Below are 25,225 nucleotides of genomic sequence, written 5' to 3' on the forward strand. Positions count from 1 at the left end.
AGCTATTTTATTTTTTTACGTATTATTTATCGATTTCTAGCCCTAAAACGGTCAGATGACCATTTCCTACTAGTTTTATAACAAGTCTAGCTAAATGGTTAGGAGACATCTCTGTGTCACTTGTGATCCACCAATGAAGGGTTCCAATAAATATAGAAGTCATATACTCGATAATAAAATCAATGGGGACTTCAATATCATTTTCCGTGATTTTTAACTTAGAGAAAATATCTGCGTATTTTTCATAAATGATGTCTGCTAATTTTTTTCTTAATAGCTCATTTGAGCTGCCGTCCATGATGGTCAGAAAAAAATTTTTATTGTTTTGAATATTGACATAGATATGTGTCAGGAGAAATTCAATTTGTTTTACTTTGATTCGGTTACTGACAATAATTTGCTCGGTATCGATGACAGAAGTAAATGCATTGATGGCAAAATCAAAAATTTGTTCATAAAGGTCTTGTTTGTCTTTGAAATGAGCGTAGAACGTTGCACGATTGATCATTGCCTCATCGGCAATGTCTTGGATCGTGATACAGTCGTATCCTTTTTCGTCTACTAAGTGAAAGAAAGCTTCGATAATCATTTTGTGTGTTCGTTTTACCCGCAGGTCCGTTTTCTTCGACATAAAAATTTCCTTTCGAAATAATCAACAGTTTTCAAAAGTTTGTTGCTTATCTCACAAATTTGGGTGTTTTGCTAGTTGCAATTAAATTAGAATCTTTCTAAAATATACATAAGTATTATATCAGACACCTTGTAGGATAATCAACAAAGTGTTGTGAAATAAAAGGGTATGGAATATAAGGAGATCAAAAGTATGACAATAAGAGCAGGAATAGATGTCGGTTCGACAACTGTGAAATTAGTAATTATTGACGAAGAAAATCATACAAAATTTGCTAAATACGAACGACATTACTCAGATGTAAAAGCTGCAACTGAAAAAGTTTTGAATGAAGCTATGGTTGAACTAGGCGGAAATACGCCAATCACCATGACGATCACTGGATCAGGAGGAATGGGATTAGCAGATGTTTTGAATATTTCTTTTGTTCAAGAAGTGATTGCTTGTACAAAAACAGTGGAAGAGATCATACCAGAGACAGATGTAGCAATTGAACTAGGCGGTGAAGATGCAAAGATCACTTTCTTTGAAGGAGCCTTAGAACAGCGAATGAATGGTAGTTGTGCTGGCGGGACTGGTGCTTTTATCGATCAGATGGCTGTATTGCTTAAAACAGATGCAAATGGCGTGAACGAACTGGCCAAAAACTATCAAACGATATATCCAATCGCCTCAAGATGTGGTGTTTTTGCTAAGACGGATGTTCAGCCTTTGATCAACGAAGGTGCGGCAAAGGAAGATATTTCAGCGAGTATTTTTCAAGCAGTAGTCAACCAAACAATTGCAGGTCTTGCAGCAGGACGAAAAATCAAAGGGAAAATTGCATTTTTAGGTGGACCACTTTTCTTTATGTCAGAACTTAGAAAACGATTCATTGAAACGCTAGATGTAAAACCAGAAGATGTAATTTTTCCAGAAAATCCGCAACTATTTGTAGCTATGGGAGCAGCTATCTATTCTGAGGGCGCAAAACCAACTAAATTAGCTGACTTGATCCATCGTCTAACAAAGGGCGACCAAGAACAATTAAAGCCAACTGATACCTTAGAACCGCTATTTAAAGATGAAGCAGAACTAGCATCATTTAGAACACGCCATGATCAAGCCAAAGCACAAGAAAAAGCGTTAGCTGATCATCATGGTGTAGCTTTCTTAGGAATTGATGCAGGATCAACGACGACCAAAGTTACCTTGATCGATGAAGAGGGGAATCTATTATTTTCTTTTTACGGGAATAATCAAGGGCAACCCTTAGAAACAACGATGAGCGTTCTAAAAGATCTATACAAGCAATTGCCAGAGGATGTTTTTATTGGAAAATCTGCTGTTACTGGGTATGGTGAACACTTAATCAAAAATGCCTTGAAAGTTGATATTGGTGAAGTTGAAACCATGGCCCATTACAAAGCGGCAGATCACTTTCAGCCAGGTGTTGATTTCATTTTAGACATCGGTGGTCAAGATATGAAGGCGATGACCATCAAAGAGGGTGTATTATCTTCGATCCAGCTAAATGAAGCTTGCTCGTCAGGTTGCGGTTCGTTTATTGAAACATTTGCCAAATCATTGAATTTTGATGTTAAAGATTTTGCGATCGAAGCGCTAAGCTCTAAAGCGCCTGTTGATCTTGGTTCTCGGTGTACAGTCTTCATGAATTCAAAAGTCAAACAAGTTCAAAAAGAGGGAGCTTCCGTAGGGGATATTTCAGCGGGGCTGTCGTATTCTGTTATCAAAAATGCGATTTACAAAGTAATCAAAGTTCGTCGCCCGGAAGAATTAGGGAAGAAAATTGTTTGCCAAGGGGGAACTTTCTATAATGAAGCTGTGTTGCGTGCTTTTGAGATGATCAGCGAACGAGAAGTTGTCCGTCCTTCGATTGCTGGATTGATGGGGGCATATGGTGCAGCATTGATTGCGCTTGAAAACTATGAACTAGGGGAAGAAACAACGATTTTAGGGCTGGAAGAACTGGACACCTTTACGGCGGATAAAGAGTTTACTCATTGTGGCTTGTGTGAAAATAACTGTATGATGACTGTTACGATTTTTTCTGACGGACGTCAATTTGTTACTGGGAATCGATGTGAACGTGGTGCCAGAATCAAAGTGAAAAAAGAAGACCGCAGAGTGAATCTGATTGATTATAAGTACCGTAAATTATTTAAATACCGTCCATTAAAAGAAAAAGATGCTGTACATGGCAGAATCGGGATTCCTCGTGTTCTAAACATGTATGAAAATTATCCGTTATGGCATACATTTTTCACAGATCTAGGGTTTAGAGTCGAGTTATCGCCACGCTCAAATAAGGAATTGTATGAACAAGGTATGGAAACTATTCCAAGCGATACAGCCTGTTATCCTGCCAAAATTTCTCATGGACATATCCAGGCTTTGATCGATTCAAAAGTACCGATGATTTTTTATCCTGGTGTTGTTTTTGAACGTCAGGAATCGGCGGAAGCGGATAATCATTTTAATTGCCCAATCGTGCAAAGTTACCCAGATGTTATCCGCAATAATGTTGATGATATCCGTGATGGTAAAGTTGATTATCGTAATCCGTATATCAATTTGGCAAACGAAGCATCTGTAGCAAAAGTTTTAAGTGAAACATTTGCAGATTTAGGAATTTCAGCTGAACAAGTTGCTCAAGCATTGCGTCATGGTTATGAAGAACTGGACGCTTTCAAAGAAGATATCCGCAACAAAGGGGAAGAGACATTAGTGATGCTGAATCAAAAAGGTGAGAAGGGAATTGTTTTATCTGGCCGTCCGTATCACTTAGACCCTGAAATAAATCACGGTATTGCTGATGTAATTACACAAGAAGGGTTCCATGTCTTGACGGAAGATTCTGTTTCTCATTTAAGTGATGTGGGGAATTTAAGGGTTGTGAATCAATGGGTGTATCACTCACGACTATACGCTGCTGCTCGTGTTGTCGCCAAATCAAAAAATCTTGAACTGGTTCAGTTGAACTCATTTGGCTGTGGGTTAGATGCTGTTACGACCGATCAAGTAGAAGAAATCATGGATCAGTACGGAAAAATCTATACAGTTTTAAAAATTGATGAAGGCTCGAATCTCGGTGCAATTAGAATTCGTCTGCGTTCATTAAAAGCTGCAGTCGGTGAAAGAGAAAAAATGAACTTTGAACCTAAACTACAACATGAGGAACCGGAAAAAATTATTTTTACTAAAGAAATGAAAAAGACTCATACATTATTATTACCTATGCTAAGCCCAATCCATCAATCTGGCTTAGTGGATGTGGCATTACAAGCTTCTGGCTATAATGTTGTTTGCTTACCAGCAGATGATCGAGAAGCTGTTAATGTTGGGTTAAAATATGTGAATAATGATGCGTGTTACCCTGCTATCATTTCGATTGGACAACTAGTTGAAGCCCTTGAAAGCGGGGAATATGATTTAGATCACGTAAGTGTAATGATGACACAAACAGGCGGCGGCTGTCGTGCGACAAATTATATTCCGTTACTTAGAAAGGCATTGAATGATGCCGGATTCCCACAAGTTCCCGTAGTTTCAGTTTCAATGGGAAATAAAGGTGTAGAGTCAAATCCTGGGTTTAAATTTACCTTGCCAATGTTGAAACGTGTGGCTATAGCCTTTCTATATGGTGATCTATTTGAGCGGGTGGTGTATCGAACACGCCCTTACGAAACAGAAGTTGGCATGATCGATGGGCTCCACGCGAAATGGCTGAAACAAATCGAAAAAAATGTTCGTAATGGCTCATTGACGTTATTTAACCGAAATATGAAAAAAATCATTAAAGAATTTGATGAAGTGCCGTTGAATGAAGTGAAGAAACCAAAAGTCGGAATCGTGGGTGAAATCTTGGTGAAATATTCACCAACTGCCAATAATGATATTGTTCGTTTATTAGAAGCAGAAGGTGCAGAAGCAGTGGTACCAGATATTATCGGCTTTATGAATTACTCTTTATACAATCAAATATGGAAGTATGATAATATGGGCATGTCCAAACAAAGTAAAAATTTAGCGCAATTTGCTATCCGAATCATTGAGTATGTTGAAAAACCAATGGACAAAGCACTAAGAAACTCTAAACGCTTTGACGGTCTAAGCTCGATTCATGAATTAGCAGAAGAAGCTGGAAAAATTCTATCGATCGGGAATCATACTGGTGAAGGTTGGTTCTTAACTGGCGAAATGATTGAGTTATTGAAATCAGATGTAAACAATATTGTTTGTATGCAACCATTTGGATGTTTACCAAACCATGTTGTAGGAAAAGGTGTAACCAAAGAGTTGCGACGTCAGTATCCTAAAGCAAATATTGCACCGATTGATTACGATCCTGGTGTATCATTAGTCAATCAGCTAAATCGGATTCGTTTAATGATGGCAACAGCAAATAAAATGATGGATGAAGAAAAAATTCGTTCGTAAAAAGATGACCTAAACTGTATGTTATGTACGGTTTAGGTTATTTTTTTACGCCATTTGTTTTCGTATAAATACAAGAATAAAAAATATCTTTGATTTTAAAAGGAGCATACCAAAAATTCATTAGAAACGTTTGCATTACTGCGCTTTGGAACTTTTAGTTGTTTATGAGGTATATACCAGTTATAATGAAAGAGAATAAAAAAGGGGGAAGTAAGATGGTGTCAAGTTTACCAGTTTATATTCAAATTCACGATAAAATTAAAGACGACATTGAACATGGTGTTTGGAAGATTGGAGACAGGCTTCCTTCCGAGCGTGAGTTGGCGATTCAATTTGGTGTTAGCCGAATGACGTTGAGACAAGCGATTCAAACACTTGCCGATGAAGGAATCTTAGAACGTAAGATAGGTTCTGGAACCTATGTTGCTCGTAAAAAAGTGCAAGAGAAGATGACGGGAACAACTAGTTTTACGGACATTATGCTTTCTCAAAATCGCGTTCCTTCCAGTCGTACTGTTTCTTACTATGTCGCTAAGCCAAGTTCTAGTGAAATGGAAAAATTAAACTTAAAAGAAAATGAACAAATCGTACGGATGGAGCGTGTTCGTTTTGCTGATGACTTACCGATTTGTTTTGAAGTTGCTAGCGTTCCGTATGCTTTAGTTGATCAATACAGCAAGGCTGAAATCACCAATTCTTTTTACAAAACCTTAGAAGAAAAAGGTGGCAATAAAATCGGTCATGCTAACCAAACGATTTCTGCAATGTTAGCTTCGGAACAAATTGCTGATTATTTAAAAATCAAACGGGGCGATGCGATTCTTCGTTTACGTCAAATTTCTTATTTTGAAAACGGAGTACCGTTTGAATATGTAAGGACTCAATATGTGGGGAACCGTTTTGAATTTTATCTAGAAAAATAAAAAGAAAATGAACGCTTTAGAGGTTGGGATGTGACTCGTAGAGTTATGCCCCAACCTCTAAAGCGTTCATTTTTTTATTTTGTTAAATCGATTTTTTTATTGATCCAGTAAATCAAAATACCACCAACAGACATAGACAAAAGTTCACCAATTGCAACTGTTAGCCACGTATAGAAAAAAGGTAAGTGGTAGAAATAAGTCAATTGGCCGGCTACTGTAAACATTGATAGTGAGCAAATAATCGCAGTTAGAATCATTTTACTGATCGTATTCTTTATTTTTCTTGTTACATAATAAGAGAGAAGTAAAACGGTAAAAGTTGAGACACTTCCGATAATAACATCAACTAACCCTAATGGTGAAGCAAAATTTGAGATGGCCACACCGAAGGTTACAGCTACGATATACCGTTTATTGAAAAGTGGTAAATAATTAAATAGCTCTGAAAATCTGAGCTGAACAGCACCGAAACTAAAAGGTGCCAAAAAAATAGTGACAACGATGTAAAGAGCTGTAATCAAAGCCATTTTCGTCAACATAAGGACAGACCAGGCTTTAGTCTGAGAGTGCGGGTTATTCATTTTTATTCTCCTTTGTAAAACAGGTTCTCTGTTTTAGTAATGAACTATGACCAAAGGAAGTGACAGGTCGATACTGCCAACTGAAGTGTCATAGTGCGAATTACTTCGCTAGGTTTTATGTTATCGAAGATGAAGTTATTTGTAAAGTATCTTATGAAAGCCTATCGTGATTATTTCGCTAGCCAGCCGCCATCGATCGTCATGACGGTTCCATGAATATAATCTGCTTGTTCACTTGCCAAAAAAAGAGTCAATGAAGCAACTTCTTCGGGTTTTGCCCAACGTCCAGCAGGTGTTTCGTTAGCAACCCATTCAGCCATTTTTCCATCGCCAGCAAAATCAGCAGCGTTCATAGGGGTCTGAATTGCACCAGGAGCAATGGCATTTGCTCTTAGTCCTTGTCGAATGTAGTCATGATCTAATTGCTTTGTATAGCCAATAATGGCGTGTTTTGAAGCAGTGTAAGCCGCGCCGCCACCACCTGCTACCATACCGGCAATTGAAGCCATATTGATGATTACGCCATGCTCTTGAGTTAACATTTGCGGTAAAATCTGATTGGTAACTAAGAAAGTTCCTTTTAAATTAACCGCTAAAACGCGATCCCACAAAGCTTCTGTTGTCTCCAGGGTTGGTGTGTAATTATCTAAAATACCTGCAGTATTTAACAAAATATGTATCGTACCAAATGATTTATTTGCTTTTTCCACTGCGGCTGTAATTTCTTTTTCTTTTGTAATATCACCTATAAAAGCAATAAAACGTCCAATGCTACTATTCGTTTTTTTAGCTGTTGCAGCTAAACCAACTTCATCAGTGTCCATGCCAAAGACGTTGGCGCCTTAATCGGTAAATGCGACTGCTTGGGCTTGTCCTATACCAGATGCAGCACCAGTGACAAAAATTGTTTTTCCTCGGTATTCTTCAAATTCCATATCGTACCTCTTTTCTTGAGTCCATCATAAAAAGCTAGACCAACTTGTTAAAAGTGTTCTAGCTTTTTATGAATATTTTAAGCTATATTGACGATTTTCCAGTCTTCCGCTAGAACATCGCAAGGTGTTGGTGAGAACATGCTGTATCCTTCATCAGAGGTTTTGATCAAAAAATAAGGTGTCACTTGGAGAAATGTACCGTCTGCAGTTCCAATCTCATCTCTAAGTTCAATATACAATTCAAAGCCGCCCCAACCTTCTCTGACAGCCTTAGCGCCTTTTTTTATCTGTGGTAATACTTCTTCAAATGTCATTTACTTGCTCCTTTTTTGTGATTGGTAGTTCATGATAAGAACATTCACCTTCTTCAAATGTCACTTGCCCATTTAATAGTTCAACGATTTCCGCCATAAATTGCTCAGATTTTGCTTCGTCAACAAGGCAAACAACATTTACTTGTTCTCCGTAGATTGTATCGTGTAAGATGTAAGGATTGTTTTCCATAAAATTTTGAATGGTTCCTAAATTTGGATAACTGATCGTTAAGTGAATCTCTTGTTGTAACTTCCCTTCAACTAAGCCGATATCCATTAACGCATGAGAAACAGCGTGACTGTATGCGCGAATCAATCCGCCAGCCCCTAATTTTGTACCACCAAAATATCGGGTAACAACAGCTACGACATTGATTAATTCCTGTTTCTTTAGAACTTCTAGCATAGGCACACCAGCTGTCCCGCTAGGTTCGCCGTCATCACTACTACGCTGTATATCGCTTTTTTCGCCAATGACAAAGGCACTGCAATTATGATTAGCTTTCCAATGCTCTTTTTTCTTTTGGGCAATAAATTCTTTTGCCTCATCTTCTGAATAGACTCGTTTGAGAGAACAAATAAATCGTGATTTCTTTATCTCGATTTCACTTTCTCCATCAGAGCGAATGGTAAAATAACTATCAAGCATCTGCTCAGTCCTTTACTACATAATGCTTTAAGTATAAAAAAAATAGCGCTGAGAAGCAACTGTTCTCTATAAAAAGATAAAAGGGACCTTCATTTGCTTCTTGACACTTTTATGAGATAATGATTAAAAGGATGATTCACGTTATTGCTAACGAAGATAAGGGAGTGAAGGATTTGGCAAAAGAGCGTCAAAAGAAATATGATAGCGTTACCCATTATTTAACCACTAATGGTGGATCTCAAGTAACTCTAACGTTTACGCAGTTTGACGAGTTACTTTTTCCACATTCAGGCCTTCCTAAAACAGCACGTACTGACATTGATTGGTGGGCTAATGATCATAAGCATCCTGAAAAAGGTGCCTATGGATGGCTGAATGCCAGTTACCAAGTTGCGCAAGTAAATATCGAAAAAGAGTACGTGGTCTTTAATAAACTACTAAAGTCTAATTGGTTGTTTTAAACAATAAAACAGCGCACTTTAGGAGGGGAAAGCGTTGACAAAAATCTGTTTTTTACTATACTATGATTAAAGCAACATATACAGATACGTTATGTTATTATTAGAAAAAAGGAGATGGCTACAATGGCTAAAAAAACGATTATGCTCGTGTGTTCTGCAGGCATGAGCACAAGCTTATTAGTAACAAAAATGCAAAAGGCAGCTGATGCACAAGGCTTAGATGCAGATATCTTTGCAGTTTCAGCTTCAGATGCTGACAATAATTTAGAGAGTAAACCAGTCGATGTGTTATTATTAGGACCGCAAGTTCGCTTTATGAAAAGCGATTTTGAAAAACGTTTAGAACCAAAAGGAATTCCGCTAGAAGTAATCAACATGGCGGATTATGGTATGATGAACGGAGAGAAAGTGCTGCAACAAGCATTGAATTTGATTGGAAATAAAGAATAGTAGAAGTGAACCAAAACGGGGCATATGTTTTGGTTCACTTTTTTTATTTGCTGAAAAGAAAGTTTTTTCAGAAAATATTGAAAAATACTGTTGATTTGGTAAAATTTAAGAAAGAATCGTTGGGAGAAGAATAAAATGAAAAAAAGAATGTTTGTTGTGGGACTATTTCTTATGATGTTCATTGTTTCAGGATTTACTGCTTCATATATCAAAAAAAATTACGCTAGAACGCTTCAACTAGCACTTAAATTTTCAGGTGTTCGTCCTGAACGAATAATCCATCAACAAGAAGAACAGGATCATATCGATTTGTTTTTAACGGATGGGGCAGATTTAACACTAGTGATTGTGCAAGTAAAAGAGAAAAAGGGTCGTAAGAATTACGAAATCACTCAAACAAATAAAATGGAAAAACTATTTTCTGAAGAAGACTCATCAAGGAGCAATAGTGAGACGATAAAAAATCAATTGGAAATGTTGGCCTCAATTGAAGATACACCTTTTTCTTTTGAAGAAGAAATCCATAAATCATTTGGAAAGCGGCTATTTTTTATCGGGACATCACAAAATAAAAAGATTAAAAATTTGAGGATCGATGGTCAAAAACCGACTAATATATTTACTTATAACTATAAAGGCATAGTCAATTATGTCTATTATTATGAAGAGCTGAAACTAGATCATAAAGAAATTAAGGTCAGGATGTAAGAATTAAGATGTACGAAAATCAGAAAACTGTGGAAGAGTATGTCAAAGAAGTGAAACGTCTAAGAAAGTATTTTCTCTCAGTCTGCATAATGGGTCTTATTTTATTTATTCCGTTGATGACGTTATATTTACTAAATTACAATTTTGGACTGGTTGGGCTGTGTATCTTATTTTTATTGTGTTTCACCATCGCGATCCAGATAAGGAAAAAAGTAATCCATATTCGGACTATTTTAACGATGGATTGTGATCCTCAAAAATATGTTGCTATAAATAAGCAATTACTAGATAAACCGTTCTATAGTAAAAGTGGGATAGCTAATTATCAAAATTATTTTCAAGCGTTGGGGGATTATTATACTGGAAACTTAGTTGGGATGAAAGAAAAGTTAGATACAATCGATTTAACCGTTGGAACACTGGATTTAAAACTCCAATATTATAATTTGTTAGGTAATTATTATAAAGAAAGCAACGATCTTGAAGGCTTAAAAGAAACAATCGATACTATCCGTACGTTAAAAAAACAAAAGAAATTTCCGCGTCATATTCAGACATTTTACAATTCTGTCGATACTATTTTTTACCGACATTATTTGATTTTGACTAATGATAAAAATGCTTTAACAAAATTATTTGATTTTCTAGCCACCGAACAGACGACTTTAGGAAAAGTTGGTCTTCATTTTGAATTAGGGAAACTTTATCTAAAAACTGCAACATTTGATCAAGCCTTAACCCACTTTAATTACGTTCTAGAATATGGCGGACAAACGTATTATTCAGCCTATGCTAAGCGAATGATTCAGCAAATGGATGAAGAAGAATGGACGAATTTCTGATGAAATGAAAGTAATGTGAAACAAACCTCTGTAATTGGACAAAAAGCCACACGATGTATGTCTGCATTGTGGGGCTTTTTTTGTTCAATAAATTGGGACTAAATACTTTTTGACACAACCTCATCTCGCCTGTTTTTGTAACTAAAATATATAATTTTTTGAAAAAAGAAAAATACAAAGAAAAACTGCGTAGTTTAATAATGGAGGGAGAAAAAATGCAAGAATTATGGGGAAGAAAAGTCTTAAAAAAAGAAGTTGAAGACATCGTTTTGCTTGAAGAGCAAGCGCAGAAATTAGCAACGATGCAAGAGGTGACTGAAAAAACAATTCAATGTTTACGTTGTGGTCAGATCCATGACAAACGTTCAGTTCAATTAGTTAGTGGAGCCTATTTTTGTCCTGAGTGTATTCAATTAGGCAGAGTGGATACTAGTCAGGAATTTTATCACCTACCTGAACCAGAACCTGTTAAAAGAACAGTTTATTTTGCTTGGAAGGGGACACTTACTGAAGGGCAGCAAGCAGTGTCAAATGAGTTATTGGCTTCGGTCAAAAATGGTGAATCTAGAATGATTTGGGCAGTCACTGGTGCAGGAAAGACAGAGATGTTGTTTGAAACGATTCATCATTCTTTAGAATGCGGTTATCGAGTAGGAATTGCTTCGCCTAGGGTAGATGTTTGCTTAGAACTTTTTCCTAGAATACAAGCAGTTTTTCCTGAGGAAGCTGCGATTCTGCTACATGGGAAAATGAAAGAACGGTATTCCTATACTAAACTGCTAGTCTGTACAACACATCAACTATTACGTTTTTTCAAGGCTTTTGATGTTTTGATCATCGACGAAGTAGATGCTTTTCCCTTTGTTGATAATCTAATACTGCAGTATGGTGTAAATCACGCAATCAAGAAAAAAGGTTCGCTTGTTTATCTGACGGCAACACCGACGAAAGAGTTAACTAAAAAGTCTGCTCAAAAAGAACTAAAGACTAGTATTTTGCCAGCACGTTATCATCGGAGAGTTTTACCCGTTCCTAAACTAAAATGGTGTTATCGTTGGCGCGAGACAATTAATAAGGGAAAAGGGCCTAAAGCATTAGTTACAAAACTTCGCTCATTAGTGACTAGAAACGACGTCCTGATTTTTTGTCCTAGTATTTCATTGATGGAGCAATTAAAAAGTGTAATAGAAGGAGAATTTTCTGAAACGCCTTTAGCCTGTGTTCATTCACAAGACCCTGAGCGCTTAGAAAAAGTGTTAAGGATGCGTAATAAAGAATATCGAATTCTTATAACTTCTACTATATTAGAGAGAGGAGTAACATTTGACGGTGTTTCTGTAATTATTCTGGGAGCTAATCATCCTGTTTTTGCAACATCTGCTCTTGTTCAGATTGCTGGTCGAGTCGATCGAAGAATGGACTATACGGCAGGAGAAGTTTGGTTTTTACATGACGGTTGTACGAAAGCAATGAAAGAAGCCATCAAACAAATCGAAAAAATGAATACTTTAGGCATAAAGCGAGGGTTGATCGATGAGGTGTAACTATTGCGATGAAATAATCAGTAGAAACTTAACTATTGAGGAAATTTTTTTGTTAAAAAGAGTAGCGTTAGAACAATTATGTTCTAGATGTGCCAAAGAGTTCCAGTTGTTAGGGGGAAAAGACAGTTGTCGTGGCTGTCAACGGCCGACGAATAACAGGTATTGTGGGGATTGTTTGAAATGGCAACAGTGTTATCCAAATTATGATTTCCACCATGAAGCCATTTTTTCCTATAATGCAGCAATGCAAGAATGGTTTGAAGAATACAAATTTAAAGGAAATTACAAACTTAGATACAGTTTTGCAGGATATTTACAGACTTATTTTAAACGAAAAAAGAATTTTTTAGTTATTCCGATTCCAATTTCAACTGAACGAATGAAAATTAGAGGCTTTAATCAAGTTGAAGGCTTGTTAGAGGCAGCCAATATTTCATATCAACCATATCTTGTTCGTTTTGTTGATGGACTATCGCAAGTACAAAAGACCAGAAAAGATCGAATGGAGTTAAAGCAACCTTTCATGCTCACAAAAGCGGGACAAAAAGCTGTCTTAAATAAAGACGTTCTTTTAGTAGATGATATTTATACAACAGGTCGCACAATTTTTCATGCAGCACAAGTTATTTTGGAAAATAACCCTTCTAAACTGTATACGTTTTCTATTGCAAGATAGCAGAATAAGTAAAATAAAAAATAGGTCGCAATTTTGTTGGCAAAAGTAATATAATTCGTTATAATAGAATTAAGAAGAAGGATAACAGAGTGGTCCTTTTATTCCTTCTTTAGTGGCAGATGAAAGGGGTAATCGTTATGTTTAGATATAATGTGCGTGGAGAAAACATCGAAGTTACTGAAGCTATTAGAGACTATGTAGAGAAAAAAGTTGGTAAGTTAGAGCGTTATTTCAGTGATTCACCTGAAGCAACAGTCCATGTGAATTTAAAAGTATATACTGAAAAAACAGCAAAAGTTGAGGTTACCATTCCTCTACCTTATTTAGTTTTACGTGCTGAAGAAACATCACCTGATTTATATGCAAGTGTTGATTTAGTTGTAGATAAATTAGAACGACAAATTCGTAAATTTAAAACAAAAATTAACCGCAAATCTCGTGAAACTGGGATGAACACTGCAAAAGCAGCTATTTTCTTAAACGGTGAAGAAACACCAGATGAAACGCCAGAATTAGACATTGTTCGTACAAAACGTCTTTCACTAAAACCAATGGATAGTGAAGAAGCTGTTTTACAAATGAACATGTTAGGACATAACTTCTTTATCTTTGAAGATTCAGAAACAAATGGAACAAGCATTGTTTATCGTCGTAAAGATGGTAAGTATGGCTTGATTGAAACAGACTAAATCGAGCAAATCGGATAAATCGTTTCGGATTCAATTCATAAGAACTAAAAATTTCTAATTTAGTGAAATCATAGATATTTTTAGTAAAATTGTTATCGGAGCTATTTCCTTTCGGATAATCGATTTTTAAGAGACTGAAGCAGGACGGCACACGTTTTGTCGCAGTCTCTTTTCCCTTTTTAAGCCTATATACATAAAAATTGACATAATATATTATTAATATTAAGAGAAGTTATTTCCTTTCTTACCAACTAGTGATAAAATGGAAAGGATGATTGTGCATTTAGTGCAAAAAATAAATAGAGTTTATTGAAAGGAACACTTAAAAACATGGCGAATTTTTTAAAAAAGATGATCGAAAATGATAAAAAGGAATTAAAACGCTTGGATGGTATTGCGAACCAAGTGGAATCTCATGCTTCAGCTATTGCAGCGTTAAACGATGAAGAATTAAGAGGAAAAACTGACGAGTTTAAAGCTCGTTATCAAAAAGGTGAAACATTAGATCAATTATTACCAGAAGCTTTTGCGGTCGTTCGTGAAGCGGCAAAACGTGTGTTAGGATTATATCCATATCACGTTCAGCTAATGGGTGGTATTGTCTTACATGACGGGAATATCCCTGAAATGAGAACAGGTGAAGGTAAAACTTTGACAGCTACAATGCCAGTTTATTTAAATGCATTGACAGGCGAAGGGGTTCACGTTGTAACTGTAAATGAATATTTAGCAACACGTGACTCGGATGAGATGGGGGAATTGTATAATTTCTTAGGTCTAACGGTTGGTCTGAACATCAACTCAAAAACATCTGAAGAAAAACGTGATGCGTATAATTGCGATATCACTTATAGTACAAATAATGAATTAGGATTTGACTATTTACGTGATAACATGGTCGTTTACCGCAACCAAATGGTACAACGTCCGTTGAACTATGCTATCGTGGATGAGGTCGATTCAATCTTGATCGATGAAGCCCGTACACCGTTGATTATTTCTGGACAAGCAGAAAAATCAACAGCTCTATATACACGTACCGATAATTTTGTTAAACGTCTAAAAGAAGAAGAAGACTATAAAATCGATGTTCAATCTAAAACAATTAGTTTAACAGAAGCAGGTATCGAGAAAGCAGAAGAAAACTTTGGCTTAGATAATCTTTATGATATTGAAAATACAGCTTTGACACACCATATGGATCAAGCGTTACGTGCGAACTTTATTATGCTTCGTGATATTGATTATGTTGTTCAAGAAGGCAAAGTTCTGATTGTTGACCAATTTACTGGACGTATCATGGATGGTCGTCGTTATTCAGATGGTTTACACCAAGCCATTGAAGCCAAAGAAGCTGTAGAAATCGAAGACGAAACAAAAACAATGGCGACAATTACATTCCAAAACTATTTCCGTATGTATAAAAAATTAGCTGGGATGACGGGTACTGCCAAAACAGAAGAAGAAGAATTCCGTGAAATCTATAATATTCAAGTTTTCCAAATTCCGACAAACCGTCCAATCATTCGTGATGACCGTGCAGATTTACTTTACCCAACACTACAAAGTAAATTTAAAGCAGTTGTTCAAGATATTAAAGAACGTTACCATAATGGTCAACCAGTCTTAGTTGGTACGGTAGCTGTAGAAACTTCTGAGTTACTATCTGAATTACTAAATAAGGAAAAAGTACCACATGAAGTATTGAATGCAAAAAATCACTTTAAAGAAGCCGAAATCATCATGAACGCTGGTCAAAAAGGTGCAGTAACGATTGCAACCAATATGGCTGGTCGTGGTACAGATATCAAGCTTGGCTTAGGCGTTATCGAACTTGGCGGTTTAGCCGTAATTGGTACTGAACGTCACGAATCTCGCCGTATCGATAATCAATTACGAGGACGTGCAGGTCGTCAGGGAGATCCTGGGGTTTCTCAATTCTATCTATCTCTTGAAGATGATTTGATGAAACGTTTTGGTTCTGAAAGAATCAAAGCATTCTTGGATCGTATGAATATTGAAGAGTCAGATGCTGTAATTCAAAGTAAAATGTTAAGTAAACAAGTAGAATCAGCTCAAAAACGTGTTGAAGGTAACAACTACGATACACGTAAGAATGTCTTGCAATATGATGATGTAATGCGTGAACAACGTGAAGTTATTTATGCTCAACGACAAGAAGTCATCATGGAAGACACTGAATTAACTGAAACATTACTGAATATGGTGAAACGCACGATCACTCGAGTTGTGGACAGCCATACTTTATTAGAAAAAGAAAACTGGAACCTTGATGGTATCGTTGACTTCGCTTCTTCAACATTAGTTCATGAAGATTCTATTTCTAAAGCAGATTTAGAAGGCAAGTCACCAGAAGAAATCAAAGAGTATTTGGTAAAACGCGCTCAAGAAGTCTACGATGTCAAAGTAGAACAATTAAATGGTCCAGAACAAATTCTAGAATTCCAAAAAGTTGTTATTCTACGTGTTGTAGATACTAAATGGACAGATCATATCGATGCAATGGATCAATTACGTCAATCAGTGGGCTTACGTGCTTACGGACAAAATAATCCATTAGTTGAGTATCAAACAGAAGGTTATAATATGTTTGAAGAAATGATCGGAGCAATCGAATACGAAGTAACTCGTCTATTCATGAAATCAGAAATTCGTCAAAATGTTCAACGTGAACAAGTGGCACAGGGAGAAGCAGTTCATCCAACCGATGAAGAAGAACCTGAAAGTAATACTAGTGCCAAGAAGAAACCAATCCATGTTGATGAAAAAATAGGCCGTAATGATCCTTGTCCATGCGGCAGTGGTAAGAAGTACAAAAATTGCCACGGTAAAGGTCAGTAACAAATGATGAAGGTGAGGCGTATGCTTCGCCTTCATTTGTTGTGTAACAAAGTATTGAAAATGAAGGGAAGAAAATATCATGGAAAATGCTGAAATCCGAACTATTTTAGATGAAATGAATCAATCAATCACAAGCTTCAGGGGGTCTCTTTGACTTAGATCAGTTAGAAGAAGATATTGCTGAAGCTGAAAACAGAATGGCAGAGCCAGGTTTTTGGGATAATACAGAAGCAGCGCAGCAATTGATCAATGAAACGAATTCTTACAAGGAAAAATATCAACAATTCCATCAGTTTGCGGACGAACTGGAAGAATTGGAAATCATGAGTGAGATGCAGCAAGAAGAATATGATGCAGATACTCAAATAGAATTGGAAGAACGTTTACTAGCTTTAAAAGAAAAACTAAGTATTTATGAACTTTCTCTATTGTTAAACGAGCCTTATGATAAAAATAATGTTATCATGGAACTTCATCCAGGAGCTGGTGGTACAGAGTCACAAGATTGGGGCAGTATGCTGCTTCGGATGTATACTCGCTGGGCTGAAAGTCATGGGTTCCAAGTAGAGACATTAGATTACCAGTCAGGAGACGAAGCAGGCATTAAAAGTGTTACACTTCTAATTAAAGGATATAATGCCTATGGTTATTTAAAATCTGAAAAAGGGGTCCATCGTTTAGTCCGAATTTCACCTTTTGATTCAGCTAAACGTCGTCATACTTCTTTTTGTTCAGTTGATATCATGCCTGAATTGGATGAAAATGTCGAAATCGATATCAATACAGATGATTTAAAAGTCGATACGTATCGTGCTAGTGGAGCAGGAGGACAGCATATCAATAAAACTGAATCAGCTGTTCGAATCACGCATATTCCAACGGGTACGGTTGTTGCCAGCCAAGCACAACGTTCGCAACTAAAAAACCGTGAACAAGCGATGGGGATGTTAAAAGCAAAACTTTATCAACTAGAGATGGATAAAAAAGCCCAAGAAGCAGCATCATTACGTGGTGAGCAACTAGAGATTGGTTGGGGTTCGCAAATTCGTTCCTATGTTTTCCATCCTTATTCAATGGTTAAAGATCACCGTACTGATTACGAAACGGGAAATGTGCAGGCTGTGATGGATGGAGAACTAGATGGTTTTATCGATGCGTACTTAAAACAAAAATTAAATTGATCAATTCACAGAAATGAAACAAAATTGTAAACTGTTGAAAGAGCCTTGAAACAAAGTCATGTTATAATGATTGATAGTCTAGAAAACAGAGATGGAGAGAATACGCCATGATTGAAATGAAAGATGTAATGAAGAAATATTCGAATGGTACAACTGCGATCCGAAATATTTCAATAGAAATAAAACAAGGTGAATTCGTTTATGTTGTTGGACCTTCCGGAGCTGGAAAATCAACATTTATTAAACTTATGTACCGCGAAGAAAAAGCAACGAAAGGTCGTTTGAAAGTTGCAAGTCATGACTTGATGAAGATTAAAAATTCAGAAGTTCCATATCTTAGACGAGAAATCGGTATCGTCTTTCAAGATTACAAACTATTGACGAAAAAAACTGTATATGAAAATGTTGCATACGCTATGCAAGTTGTAGGTCGTAAGCCAAGAGATATCAAGAAAAGAGTGATGGAAGTTCTTGATCTTGTAGGTCTAAAACACAAAGTACGTGTATTTCCAAGTGAATTATCTGGTGGAGAGCAACAACGTGTTTCAATTGCTCGCGCAATCGTTAATACACCGAAAGTTCTAATTGCCGATGAACCAACAGGAAATCTTGATCCGGAAAATTCATGGGAAATCATGAAACTTTTAGATCGGATTAACGCGCAAGGAACAACCGTTGTAATGGCAACACATAACAGCACTATTGTAAACACGATCCGTCATCGTGTAATCGCCATCGAAAATGGCCGAATTATTCGAGACCAAGCGGAAGGAGACTATGGCTACGATGATTAGAACGTTCTTTTCTCACGTCCTAGAAAGTATCAAAAGTTTAAAACGTAATGGGTGGATGACAATTGCTTCAGCCAGTGCTGTTACGATTACTTTAGTCCTTGTTGGGATTTTTATGGCAGTAATTTTTAATGCAACAAAATTAGCAAAAGATATCGAAGAAAACGTAACAGTTTCTGTTTTCGTTGACATCGGTACAACACCTGATGAAATGCAGAAGTTAGAAAAAGAATTGAATAAAATCGACAATGTTGAAACGATCTCATATTCAAATAAAGATAAGCAATTAAAGAAAATCCAAAAACAAATGGGTGAAGCATGGAACCTTTTTGAAGGTGACAGTAATCCTTTGTATGATGTCTATTATGTGAGTGCAAAAGAACCATCTGATACGAAAAAAATCTCGCAAAAGGCAGCTAAACTGCCAAATGTATTTAAAGCAGATTACGGTGGTGTTTCTTCAGATAAGATTTTCAGTATTGCAGGAAAAGTAAGAACGTGGGGATTAGGAGCTGCTATTTTGCTATTGTTCGTCGCAGTATTCTTGATTTCCAATACGATTCGTATTACAATTCTTTCTCGTCAAAGAGAAATTCAAATCATGCGTTTAGTTGGTGCGAAAAATGGGTACATCCGTTGGCCGTTCTTTATTGAAGGGGCTTGGATCGGACTGATTGGTGCGATTATCCCAATTTTAGTACTGACATTTGGTTACCAAAAGTTTTATACGTTGTTTAACCCGCAACTGTTAAGTTCAAATTATTCATTATTGAAACCTGAATCATTTGTTTGGCAGATTGATTTATTAATGATAGTTATTGGAATGACAATAGGATCACTCGGTTCAATCATCTCAATGCGTCGTTTCTTAAAAATTTAGTAGGACTAAAGCAGACATTTTTGTCTGCTTTTTCTTTACTTATTTTCATAAGTTCGTTATGCTTTACTGGGGGATGTATGAGTAAAGTGATTGGGGTGAATGAATGAAGTTTTTATATGATAATTTATTTGTTATTATTTTTATTGCTAATATGCTATTATCGTTGATTATTGTTTTTCGAGAGCGTAAACAAACGGCTCAAACATGGTCATGGTTGCTTGTATTGATGTTTATTCCTGTTTTAGGTTTTATTCTTTATATTTTCTTAGGTCGAGGGATTTCAAAGGATAAGATATTTGACATGAAGATGCAGGCTAAAATCGGGATGAATGCTGAAATCGAATCAGAGAAACAATCATTATTAAGAGGATTGTTTCCACATCCGCCAACTGGAGAAGTCGATTCAAAACAGCTGATTTATATGCTGACTGTGTTTGAAAGTTCGTTATATACAACAAATAATGAGGTTCGTTTATATACAGATGGACGAGAAAAATTTGATGGATTGATTGAAGATATTCGACAAGCCACAGATCATGTCCACATGGAGTATTATATTTATCGTGGTGATACTTTAGGAAAAGAGATTCGACAAGAATTGATTAATGCTGTAAAACGAGGTGTAAAAGTTCGTTTGCTTCTAGACGCTTGGGGTTCGACTCAAGTAAATATGAAGTTCTTTGAAGAATTAAAAAAAATCGGTGGAGAAATTGCATTCTTCTTCCCACTGTTTGTTCCATATTTAAATCCAAGGATCAATTATCGAAATCATCGAAAAATAGTGGTGATCGATGGGAAAATTGGTTATACTGGCGGATTTAATGTTGGAAATGAGTATTTAGGTGAGGTTGAAAAATTTGGTTACTGGCGCGATAATCATTTACGGATTCACGGTGAAGCTGTTTATAGTTTGCAAAATCGTTTTTTGATGGATTGGAATTCGCAACATCGAAAAGAATTAAGTTACGACGATGCTTATTTTCCGCCCATTCATTCTGATGGAAAAAAAGCAGTTCAAATAGTGACTAGCGGTCCAGATTCAGAACACGAACAAATCAAGATGACCTATTTAAAAATGATTTCAATCGCGAAAAAGGAAATATTGATTCAAACACCCTATTATATACCTGATGCTTCAATTCATGAAGCCTTAAAGTTAGCGTTACTTTCAGGTGTCAAAGTTCGTATGCAAATCCCAAATAAGCCAGATCATATGCTCGTTTATTGGGCAACGTACTCATTTTCAGCAGAACTGCTAGAATATGGAGCAATCATTGAAACTTATGAACACGGATTTATACATGCAAAAACAATGATCATTGACGGCGGAATTGTTTCTGTTGGATCAGCTAATATCGATGTACGCTCGTTTCGACTGGATTTTGAAGTCAATACAATTATTTACGATCAAGAATTTTCAGCAGAAGTACGAGATGCTTTTTACGAAGACTCTAAAGTTTCAGAACTATTGACTGAGGAAAAATACCGTAATCGTGGTGTACTGATTAAATTGAAAGAAGGATTAGCACGTCTAATTTCACCATTGTTATAAGTAAGGTCAAAAAGTACAATTTGAGGGATCTGTTGTACTTTTTACTTTGTCTTTTTTTGTTATTTTATACCAAAAAAATGCTAACTTGAGCAACTTATAATTTTCAATGTAAACAGTTAATGTTAAAATGAATTGATTGAATTGAGTTTGGAGGATTATCAGATAAATGAAAAAGAAGATGCTATTATTTTTTAGTCTAATTGGGCTAGTAACGTTGTCAGGCTGTGCTAAGTGGATCGATAGAGGTGAATCAATCACAGCAGTCGGTTCGTCAGCACTGCAACCTTTAGTTGAAACCGCTGCGGAAGAGTTTCAAAATCAAAATCCAGGACGCTTTATCAATGTTCAAGGCGGCGGAAGCGGTACAGGATTGAGCCAAGTTCAGTCTGGAGCAGTTGATATAGGAAACTCGGATTTATTTGCAGAAGAAAAAAAAGGAATAGATGCATCGAAATTGACGGATCATAAAGTGGCTGTAGTAGGGATTACGCCTATCGTCAATAAAAAAGTTGGAGTATCAGATATCTCATTAGAAAATCTTAGAAAAATATTCTTGGGAGAAATAACGAATTGGAAAGAGATTGGTGGCAAAGATCTACCAATTGTTATGCTGAATCGTGCAGCAGGTAGCGGAACGCGTGTAACGTTTGAACGATGGGTGCTTGACGGTAAAACAGCAATCCAAGCTCAAGAACAAGATTCTAGTGGAATGGTTCGTTCGATTGTTTCAGATACGCCAGGAGCTATTAGCTATACTGCGTTTTCTTATGTTAACGATGAAGTGAATACGTTAAGTATTGATGGTGTAAAACCAACAGATGAGAATGTTGTCACGAATAAATGGACGATTTGGTCTTATGAACATATGTATACTTTAGGACAACCAAAAAAGTTAACAGATGAGTTCCTAGCATTTATGTTGTCAGATGATGTACAGGAAAAAATCATCGCTCAACTAGGCTATATACCTGTTTCTCAAATGAAAGTAGAACGCGATTGGCAAGGAAATCTAATCAAATAAAGGACCTTTACACAAAATTTACAAACTTAACATAAGATTTACATGTTATTAAACACAAATTTATGTTCAAAAGTTACACTGACTTTATTATGGAAAGTGTCGAGTATGTGGGGATTTATTTTGAAAAATAAAACCTGATTGTGGTCAAAAAGTCCTAACCTCATATTTTCCTATCTGAGTCGAACGAGCTAGTTCAACTTTTATATAGTTGGGCTTCACGGGCTAGCTTTTCGGAAAAAAAGATAAAAATAGAAAGTGACAAAAAGCGTCACAGTCGATTTTTCTTATTTTCCTGTCAGAGCTGAACGAGCCTGTTATGCTTTTAATGTTATCTAGCTTCGCAGGCTAGCTCTTTGGGAAAAAGATAAAAACTGAGTGAGGTAAAAAGCACCTCAATCACTTTTTCCTATTTTCCTGTCAGAGCTGAACGAGCCTGCTACGCTTTTAAAATAAGGAGGAATTTTCTTGGAAGATGTGCAGAAGAAATTGTTAACAAAATCAAAGCGCGCAAGAATGGAACAGCGAGGGAAATTTATTAGTTTTCTTTGTATCGCTTTGATTGTTTTGGTTGTTTTATCGATCTTTTATTTTGTAGCAAGTAAAGGTTTAGCGACCTTTTTTACAAATAAAATCAAAGTTTCCGATTTTTTATTTGGTACAAACTGGAATCCGAGTGAAACAGGAACAGATGGTAAACCAATGGTAGGAGCCTTGCCAATGATTGCAGGTTCTTTTATTGTCACGTTTCTATCTGCGATCATTGCGACACCATTTGCAATTGGTGCAGCTGTTTTCATGACAGAAATTTCACCTAAAAAAGGCTCAAAAATTTTACAGCCGGTTATTGAACTATTAGTTGGGATTCCTTCAGTTGTATATGGTTTTATCGGTTTATCTGTGATCGTGCCATTTATTCGTTCAATTTTTGGCGGCACAGGTTTTGGGATTTTAGCTGGAACATTTGTCTTGTTCGTTATGATTTTACCGACCGTTACGACAATGACTGTTGATGCGTTAAAGTCAGTACCTCGTCATTATCGTGAAGCATCATTAGCTTTAGGGGCAACTCGTTGGCAAACGATTTATAAAGTTGTTTTAAGAGCAGCTGTTCCTGGGATTTTAACTGCTGTTGTTTTTGGAATGGCCCGAGCTTTTGGTGAAGCATTGGCAATTCAAATGGTCATTGGTAATGCGGCGATCATGCCATCTAGTTTAACGACTCCAGCTTCAACTTTAACAAGTATTTTGACGATGGGGATTGGAAATACGATCATGGGAACAGTGGAAAACAACGTACTTTGGTCCCTTGCTTTGATCTTACTCTTGATGTCATTATTGTTTAATATTATTATTCGGATCATTGGTAGGAAAGGAGCCTTGAAATAATGAACGCAAAAAAAGCAGATAAATTTGCAACGGGTGTTTTATATGCGATATCAGGTGTGATTGTTTTAATTTTGGCAGCATTGCTGCTGTATATTCTGATTCGTGGTATTCCTCATATTTCTTGGGACTTTTTAACGAAACCATCTAAAGCCTACCAAGCCGGCGGCGGTATCGGTATTCAATTATTCAACTCACTTTATTTATTATTGATCACGATGCTGATCAGTTTTCCAATTTCATTAGGTGCAGGTATTTATTTATCTGAATATGCAAAGAAAAATTGGTTAACAGATGTGATTCGTACTTCGATTGAAATTCTAAGCTCACTTCCATCTGTAGTTGTTGGTTTGTTTGGATTCTTGATCTTTGTGGTACAAATGGGCTATGGCTTTTCAATCATTTCAGGTGCTTTGGCACTAACATTTTTCAACTTACCTTTATTGACTAGAAATGTTGAAGAATCATTAAAAGCAGTTCACTATACGCAGCGAGAAGCAGGGTTATCGTTAGGGTTATCTCGTTGGGAGACCGTGATGAAAGTTGTTGTTCCAGAAGCGTTACCGGGAATTTTAACTGGTGTGATCTTGAGTTCAGGAAGAATTTTTGGTGAAGCTGCTGCGTTAATTTATACTGCAGGGCAGAGTGCTCCAGCACTAGATTTCAGTAATTGGAATCCACTAAGTGTATCAAGTCCAATCAGTATTTTCCGTCAAGCTGAAACATTAGCTGTTCATATTTGGAAAATCAATACAGAAGGCACGATGCCGGATGGTGCAGCTGTTTCCGCGGGGGCTTCCGCTGTTCTGATTTTAGTCGTTTTACTCTTTAATTTCGGCGCACGCTTTATTGGAAATAGATTATATAAAAGAATGACATCAGCCTAATGTTAGGGGAATCAGAATGAAAGAATATAATTTAAATGACACAAATATAATTAAATTACCAGAACCAATTGCCTTGCATACCGATGATCTTCATGTCTGGTATGGAGAAAACGAAGCCATCAAAGGTGTAGATCTAGAATTTGAAAAAAATAAAATCACAGCGTTGATTGGGCCCTCTGGTTGTGGTAAATCAACCTATCTACGTTCATTAAATCGCATGAACGATGGGATTGCAAACACTAAAGTAACAGGTAATATCATGTATAAAGGCGTTAATGTCAATACAAAAGAAGTCGATGTCTATGAAATGCGTAAACGCATCGGCATGGTTTTTCAACGTCCTAATCCATTTAGTAAATCAATCTATGAAAACATCACATTCGCATTAAAACAACATGGCGAAAAAGATAAGAAAAAACTAGATGAAATTGTTGAAACAAGTTTAAAACAAGCAGCGCTTTGGGAACAAGTAAAAGACAATTTAGATAAAAGTGCCTTAGCCTTGTCTGGTGGTCAACAACAACGTTTATGTATTGCTAGAGCGATTGCTATGAAACCAGATATTCTACTTTTAGATGAGCCAGCTAGTGCCCTAGATCCGATTTCAACTGGGAAGGTTGAAGAGACATTAGTGAATTTAAAAGATGATTATACGATCATTATCGTAACCCATAACATGCAGCAAGCTGCCCGTATCAGTGATTACACTGCCTTTTTCTACCTAGGTAAAGTGATCGAATACGATGAAACAAGAAAAATCTTTACACGACCAAAAATTCAAGCAACAGAAGATTACGTTTCTGGGCATTTTGGTTAGGAGGAGAA

The 25,225-nt window shown here is 36.5% G+C and carries 22 protein-coding genes and 1 pseudogene; 18 read left to right on the forward strand and 5 right to left on the reverse strand.

From position 1 onward, the window contains the following. Positions 1-22 precede the first annotated feature (22 nt). Complete coding sequence (locus tag A5821_RS00125; protein WP_086312257.1) at positions 23-631, reverse strand: TetR/AcrR family transcriptional regulator; 609 nt, start codon at positions 629-631, stop codon at positions 23-25. A gap of 192 nt (positions 632-823) precedes the next feature. Between A5821_RS00125 and A5821_RS00130 the strand changes: the two genes are divergently transcribed. Beyond that, complete coding sequence (locus tag A5821_RS00130) at positions 824-5,071, forward strand: 2-hydroxyacyl-CoA dehydratase (RefSeq protein WP_086312258.1); 4,248 nt, start codon at positions 824-826, stop codon at positions 5,069-5,071. Between the two features lie 215 nt (positions 5,072-5,286). Beyond that, a complete protein-coding gene (locus A5821_RS00135) occupies positions 5,287-5,994 on the forward strand; it encodes a GntR family transcriptional regulator (RefSeq protein WP_086312259.1) in 708 nt (235 codons plus the stop codon). Between the two features lie 74 nt (positions 5,995-6,068). Here the strand turns inward: A5821_RS00135 and A5821_RS00140 are convergent, their stop codons facing one another. From A5821_RS00140 to A5821_RS00155, 4 genes and pseudogenes are all read right to left on the reverse strand, one after another. Further along, positions 6,069-6,575, reverse strand: coding sequence for a QueT transporter family protein (locus A5821_RS00140; RefSeq protein ID WP_086312260.1), 507 nt, complete (start codon positions 6,573-6,575; stop codon positions 6,069-6,071). A gap of 170 nt (positions 6,576-6,745) precedes the next feature. Next, positions 6,746-7,510, reverse strand: a pseudogene (locus A5821_RS00145) (3-oxoacyl-ACP reductase). A gap of 77 nt (positions 7,511-7,587) precedes the next feature. Continuing rightward, a complete protein-coding gene (locus A5821_RS00150; RefSeq protein ID WP_086312261.1) occupies positions 7,588-7,824 on the reverse strand; it encodes a DUF2829 domain-containing protein in 237 nt (78 codons plus the stop codon). After that, positions 7,814-8,473 (reverse strand): YigZ family protein, encoded by a 660-nt coding sequence (locus tag A5821_RS00155; protein ID WP_086312262.1) that lies wholly within the window; start codon positions 8,471-8,473, stop codon positions 7,814-7,816. The genes A5821_RS00150 and A5821_RS00155 overlap by 11 nt, the downstream gene beginning before the upstream one ends. Before the next feature lie 131 nt (positions 8,474-8,604). On the opposite strand from A5821_RS00155, the gene A5821_RS00160 reads away from it, so the two are divergent. The 16 genes from A5821_RS00160 (at position 8,605) to pstB (ending at position 25,217) form a co-directional block, all read left to right on the forward strand. Then, a complete protein-coding gene (locus A5821_RS00160) occupies positions 8,605-8,934 on the forward strand; it encodes a DUF7662 domain-containing protein (RefSeq protein WP_170922990.1) in 330 nt (109 codons plus the stop codon). A gap of 123 nt (positions 8,935-9,057) precedes the next feature. Further along, positions 9,058-9,384 (forward strand): PTS sugar transporter subunit IIB, encoded by a 327-nt coding sequence (locus A5821_RS00165; RefSeq protein WP_086312263.1) that lies wholly within the window; start codon positions 9,058-9,060, stop codon positions 9,382-9,384. Positions 9,385-9,519: 135 nt separating this feature from the next. Further along, positions 9,520-10,092, forward strand: coding sequence for a hypothetical protein (locus tag A5821_RS00170; protein ID WP_086312264.1), 573 nt, complete (start codon positions 9,520-9,522; stop codon positions 10,090-10,092). 8 nt (positions 10,093-10,100) lie between these two features. Further along, the gene (locus A5821_RS00175) at positions 10,101-10,934 is read left to right on the forward strand and encodes a hypothetical protein (protein WP_086312265.1); all 834 of its coding nucleotides are present in this window, start codon (positions 10,101-10,103) and stop codon (positions 10,932-10,934) included. A 215-nt stretch (positions 10,935-11,149) separates the two neighbouring features. Next, on the forward strand, positions 11,150-12,478 hold the full coding sequence (locus tag A5821_RS00180) for a DEAD/DEAH box helicase (RefSeq protein WP_086312266.1): 1,329 nt from the start codon (positions 11,150-11,152) through the stop codon (positions 12,476-12,478). 49 nt (positions 12,479-12,527) lie between these two features. Next, positions 12,528-13,154 (forward strand): ComF family protein, encoded by a 627-nt coding sequence (locus A5821_RS00185; protein ID WP_249921808.1) that lies wholly within the window; start codon positions 12,528-12,530, stop codon positions 13,152-13,154. 137 nt (positions 13,155-13,291) lie between these two features. Next, positions 13,292-13,843: a ribosome hibernation-promoting factor, HPF/YfiA family gene (gene hpf, locus A5821_RS00190; RefSeq protein WP_010760772.1), complete on the forward strand. Its 552-nt coding sequence runs from the start codon at positions 13,292-13,294 to the stop codon at positions 13,841-13,843. 330 nt (positions 13,844-14,173) lie between these two features. Beyond that, positions 14,174-16,705, forward strand: coding sequence for a preprotein translocase subunit SecA (gene secA / locus A5821_RS00195; protein WP_086312268.1), 2,532 nt, complete (start codon positions 14,174-14,176; stop codon positions 16,703-16,705). Positions 16,706-16,784: 79 nt separating this feature from the next. Continuing rightward, positions 16,785-17,886, forward strand: a protein-coding gene (gene prfB, locus A5821_RS00200; RefSeq protein WP_139844031.1) for a peptide chain release factor 2 whose coding sequence is annotated in 2 segments (ribosomal slippage) — positions 16,785-16,856 and positions 16,858-17,886 — 1,101 coding nt in all. Because the reading frame shifts where the segments join, the coding sequence is not laid out codon by codon here. A gap of 107 nt (positions 17,887-17,993) precedes the next feature. Then, complete coding sequence (ftsE, locus tag A5821_RS00205; RefSeq protein ID WP_010771600.1) at positions 17,994-18,680, forward strand: cell division ATP-binding protein FtsE; 687 nt, start codon at positions 17,994-17,996, stop codon at positions 18,678-18,680. Continuing rightward, a complete protein-coding gene (gene ftsX, locus A5821_RS00210; RefSeq protein WP_086312270.1) occupies positions 18,673-19,557 on the forward strand; it encodes a permease-like cell division protein FtsX in 885 nt (294 codons plus the stop codon). The genes ftsE and ftsX overlap by 8 nt, the downstream gene beginning before the upstream one ends. A gap of 103 nt (positions 19,558-19,660) precedes the next feature. Further along, entirely contained in the window at positions 19,661-21,109 is a 1,449-nt protein-coding gene (gene cls, locus A5821_RS00215; RefSeq protein WP_086312271.1) for a cardiolipin synthase, read from the forward strand. 166 nt (positions 21,110-21,275) lie between these two features. After that, a complete protein-coding gene (locus tag A5821_RS00220) occupies positions 21,276-22,130 on the forward strand; it encodes a phosphate ABC transporter substrate-binding protein PstS (RefSeq protein WP_086312272.1) in 855 nt (284 codons plus the stop codon). Between the two features lie 465 nt (positions 22,131-22,595). Continuing rightward, positions 22,596-23,516 (forward strand): phosphate ABC transporter permease subunit PstC, encoded by a 921-nt coding sequence (gene pstC, locus A5821_RS00225; RefSeq protein ID WP_010760779.1) that lies wholly within the window; start codon positions 22,596-22,598, stop codon positions 23,514-23,516. After that, complete coding sequence (gene pstA, locus A5821_RS00230) at positions 23,516-24,400, forward strand: phosphate ABC transporter permease PstA (protein WP_086312273.1); 885 nt, start codon at positions 23,516-23,518, stop codon at positions 24,398-24,400. Before pstC ends, pstA begins: the two co-directional genes overlap by 1 nt. 16 nt (positions 24,401-24,416) lie before the next feature. After that, positions 24,417-25,217: a phosphate ABC transporter ATP-binding protein PstB gene (pstB, locus tag A5821_RS00235; protein ID WP_010771606.1), complete on the forward strand. Its 801-nt coding sequence runs from the start codon at positions 24,417-24,419 to the stop codon at positions 25,215-25,217. Positions 25,218-25,225 lie beyond the last annotated feature (8 nt).

Source organism: Enterococcus sp. 7F3_DIV0205, assembly GCF_002141365.2.
Taxonomy (GTDB): Bacteria; Bacillota; Bacilli; order Lactobacillales; family Enterococcaceae; genus Enterococcus_L; species Enterococcus_L palustris.

Excerpts from the sequence above, each read along its gene's own strand:
- A5821_RS00125 (WP_086312257.1), bottom strand. The coding sequence starts at position 631 with ATGTCGAAGAAAACGGACCTGCGGGTAAAACGAACACACAAAATGATT.
- A5821_RS00130 (WP_086312258.1), top strand. The coding sequence starts at position 824 with ATGACAATAAGAGCAGGAATAGATGTCGGTTCGACAACTGTGAAATTA.
- A5821_RS00135 (WP_086312259.1), top strand. The coding sequence starts at position 5,287 with ATGGTGTCAAGTTTACCAGTTTATATTCAAATTCACGATAAAATTAAA.
- A5821_RS00140 (WP_086312260.1), bottom strand. The coding sequence starts at position 6,575 with ATGAATAACCCGCACTCTCAGACTAAAGCCTGGTCTGTCCTTATGTTG.
- A5821_RS00150 (WP_086312261.1), bottom strand. The coding sequence starts at position 7,824 with ATGACATTTGAAGAAGTATTACCACAGATAAAAAAAGGCGCTAAGGCT.
- A5821_RS00155 (WP_086312262.1), bottom strand. The coding sequence starts at position 8,473 with ATGCTTGATAGTTATTTTACCATTCGCTCTGATGGAGAAAGTGAAATC.
- A5821_RS00160 (WP_170922990.1), top strand. The coding sequence starts at position 8,605 with ATGATTCACGTTATTGCTAACGAAGATAAGGGAGTGAAGGATTTGGCA.
- A5821_RS00165 (WP_086312263.1), top strand. The coding sequence starts at position 9,058 with ATGGCTAAAAAAACGATTATGCTCGTGTGTTCTGCAGGCATGAGCACA.
- A5821_RS00170 (WP_086312264.1), top strand. The coding sequence starts at position 9,520 with ATGAAAAAAAGAATGTTTGTTGTGGGACTATTTCTTATGATGTTCATT.
- A5821_RS00175 (WP_086312265.1), top strand. The coding sequence starts at position 10,101 with ATGTACGAAAATCAGAAAACTGTGGAAGAGTATGTCAAAGAAGTGAAA.
- A5821_RS00180 (WP_086312266.1), top strand. The coding sequence starts at position 11,150 with ATGCAAGAATTATGGGGAAGAAAAGTCTTAAAAAAAGAAGTTGAAGAC.
- hpf (WP_010760772.1), top strand. The coding sequence starts at position 13,292 with ATGTTTAGATATAATGTGCGTGGAGAAAACATCGAAGTTACTGAAGCT.
- secA (WP_086312268.1), top strand. The coding sequence starts at position 14,174 with ATGGCGAATTTTTTAAAAAAGATGATCGAAAATGATAAAAAGGAATTA.
- ftsE (WP_010771600.1), top strand. The coding sequence starts at position 17,994 with ATGATTGAAATGAAAGATGTAATGAAGAAATATTCGAATGGTACAACT.
- ftsX (WP_086312270.1), top strand. The coding sequence starts at position 18,673 with ATGATTAGAACGTTCTTTTCTCACGTCCTAGAAAGTATCAAAAGTTTA.
- cls (WP_086312271.1), top strand. The coding sequence starts at position 19,661 with ATGAAGTTTTTATATGATAATTTATTTGTTATTATTTTTATTGCTAAT.
- A5821_RS00220 (WP_086312272.1), top strand. The coding sequence starts at position 21,276 with ATGAAAAAGAAGATGCTATTATTTTTTAGTCTAATTGGGCTAGTAACG.
- pstA (WP_086312273.1), top strand. The coding sequence starts at position 23,516 with ATGAACGCAAAAAAAGCAGATAAATTTGCAACGGGTGTTTTATATGCG.
- pstB (WP_010771606.1), top strand. The coding sequence starts at position 24,417 with ATGAAAGAATATAATTTAAATGACACAAATATAATTAAATTACCAGAA.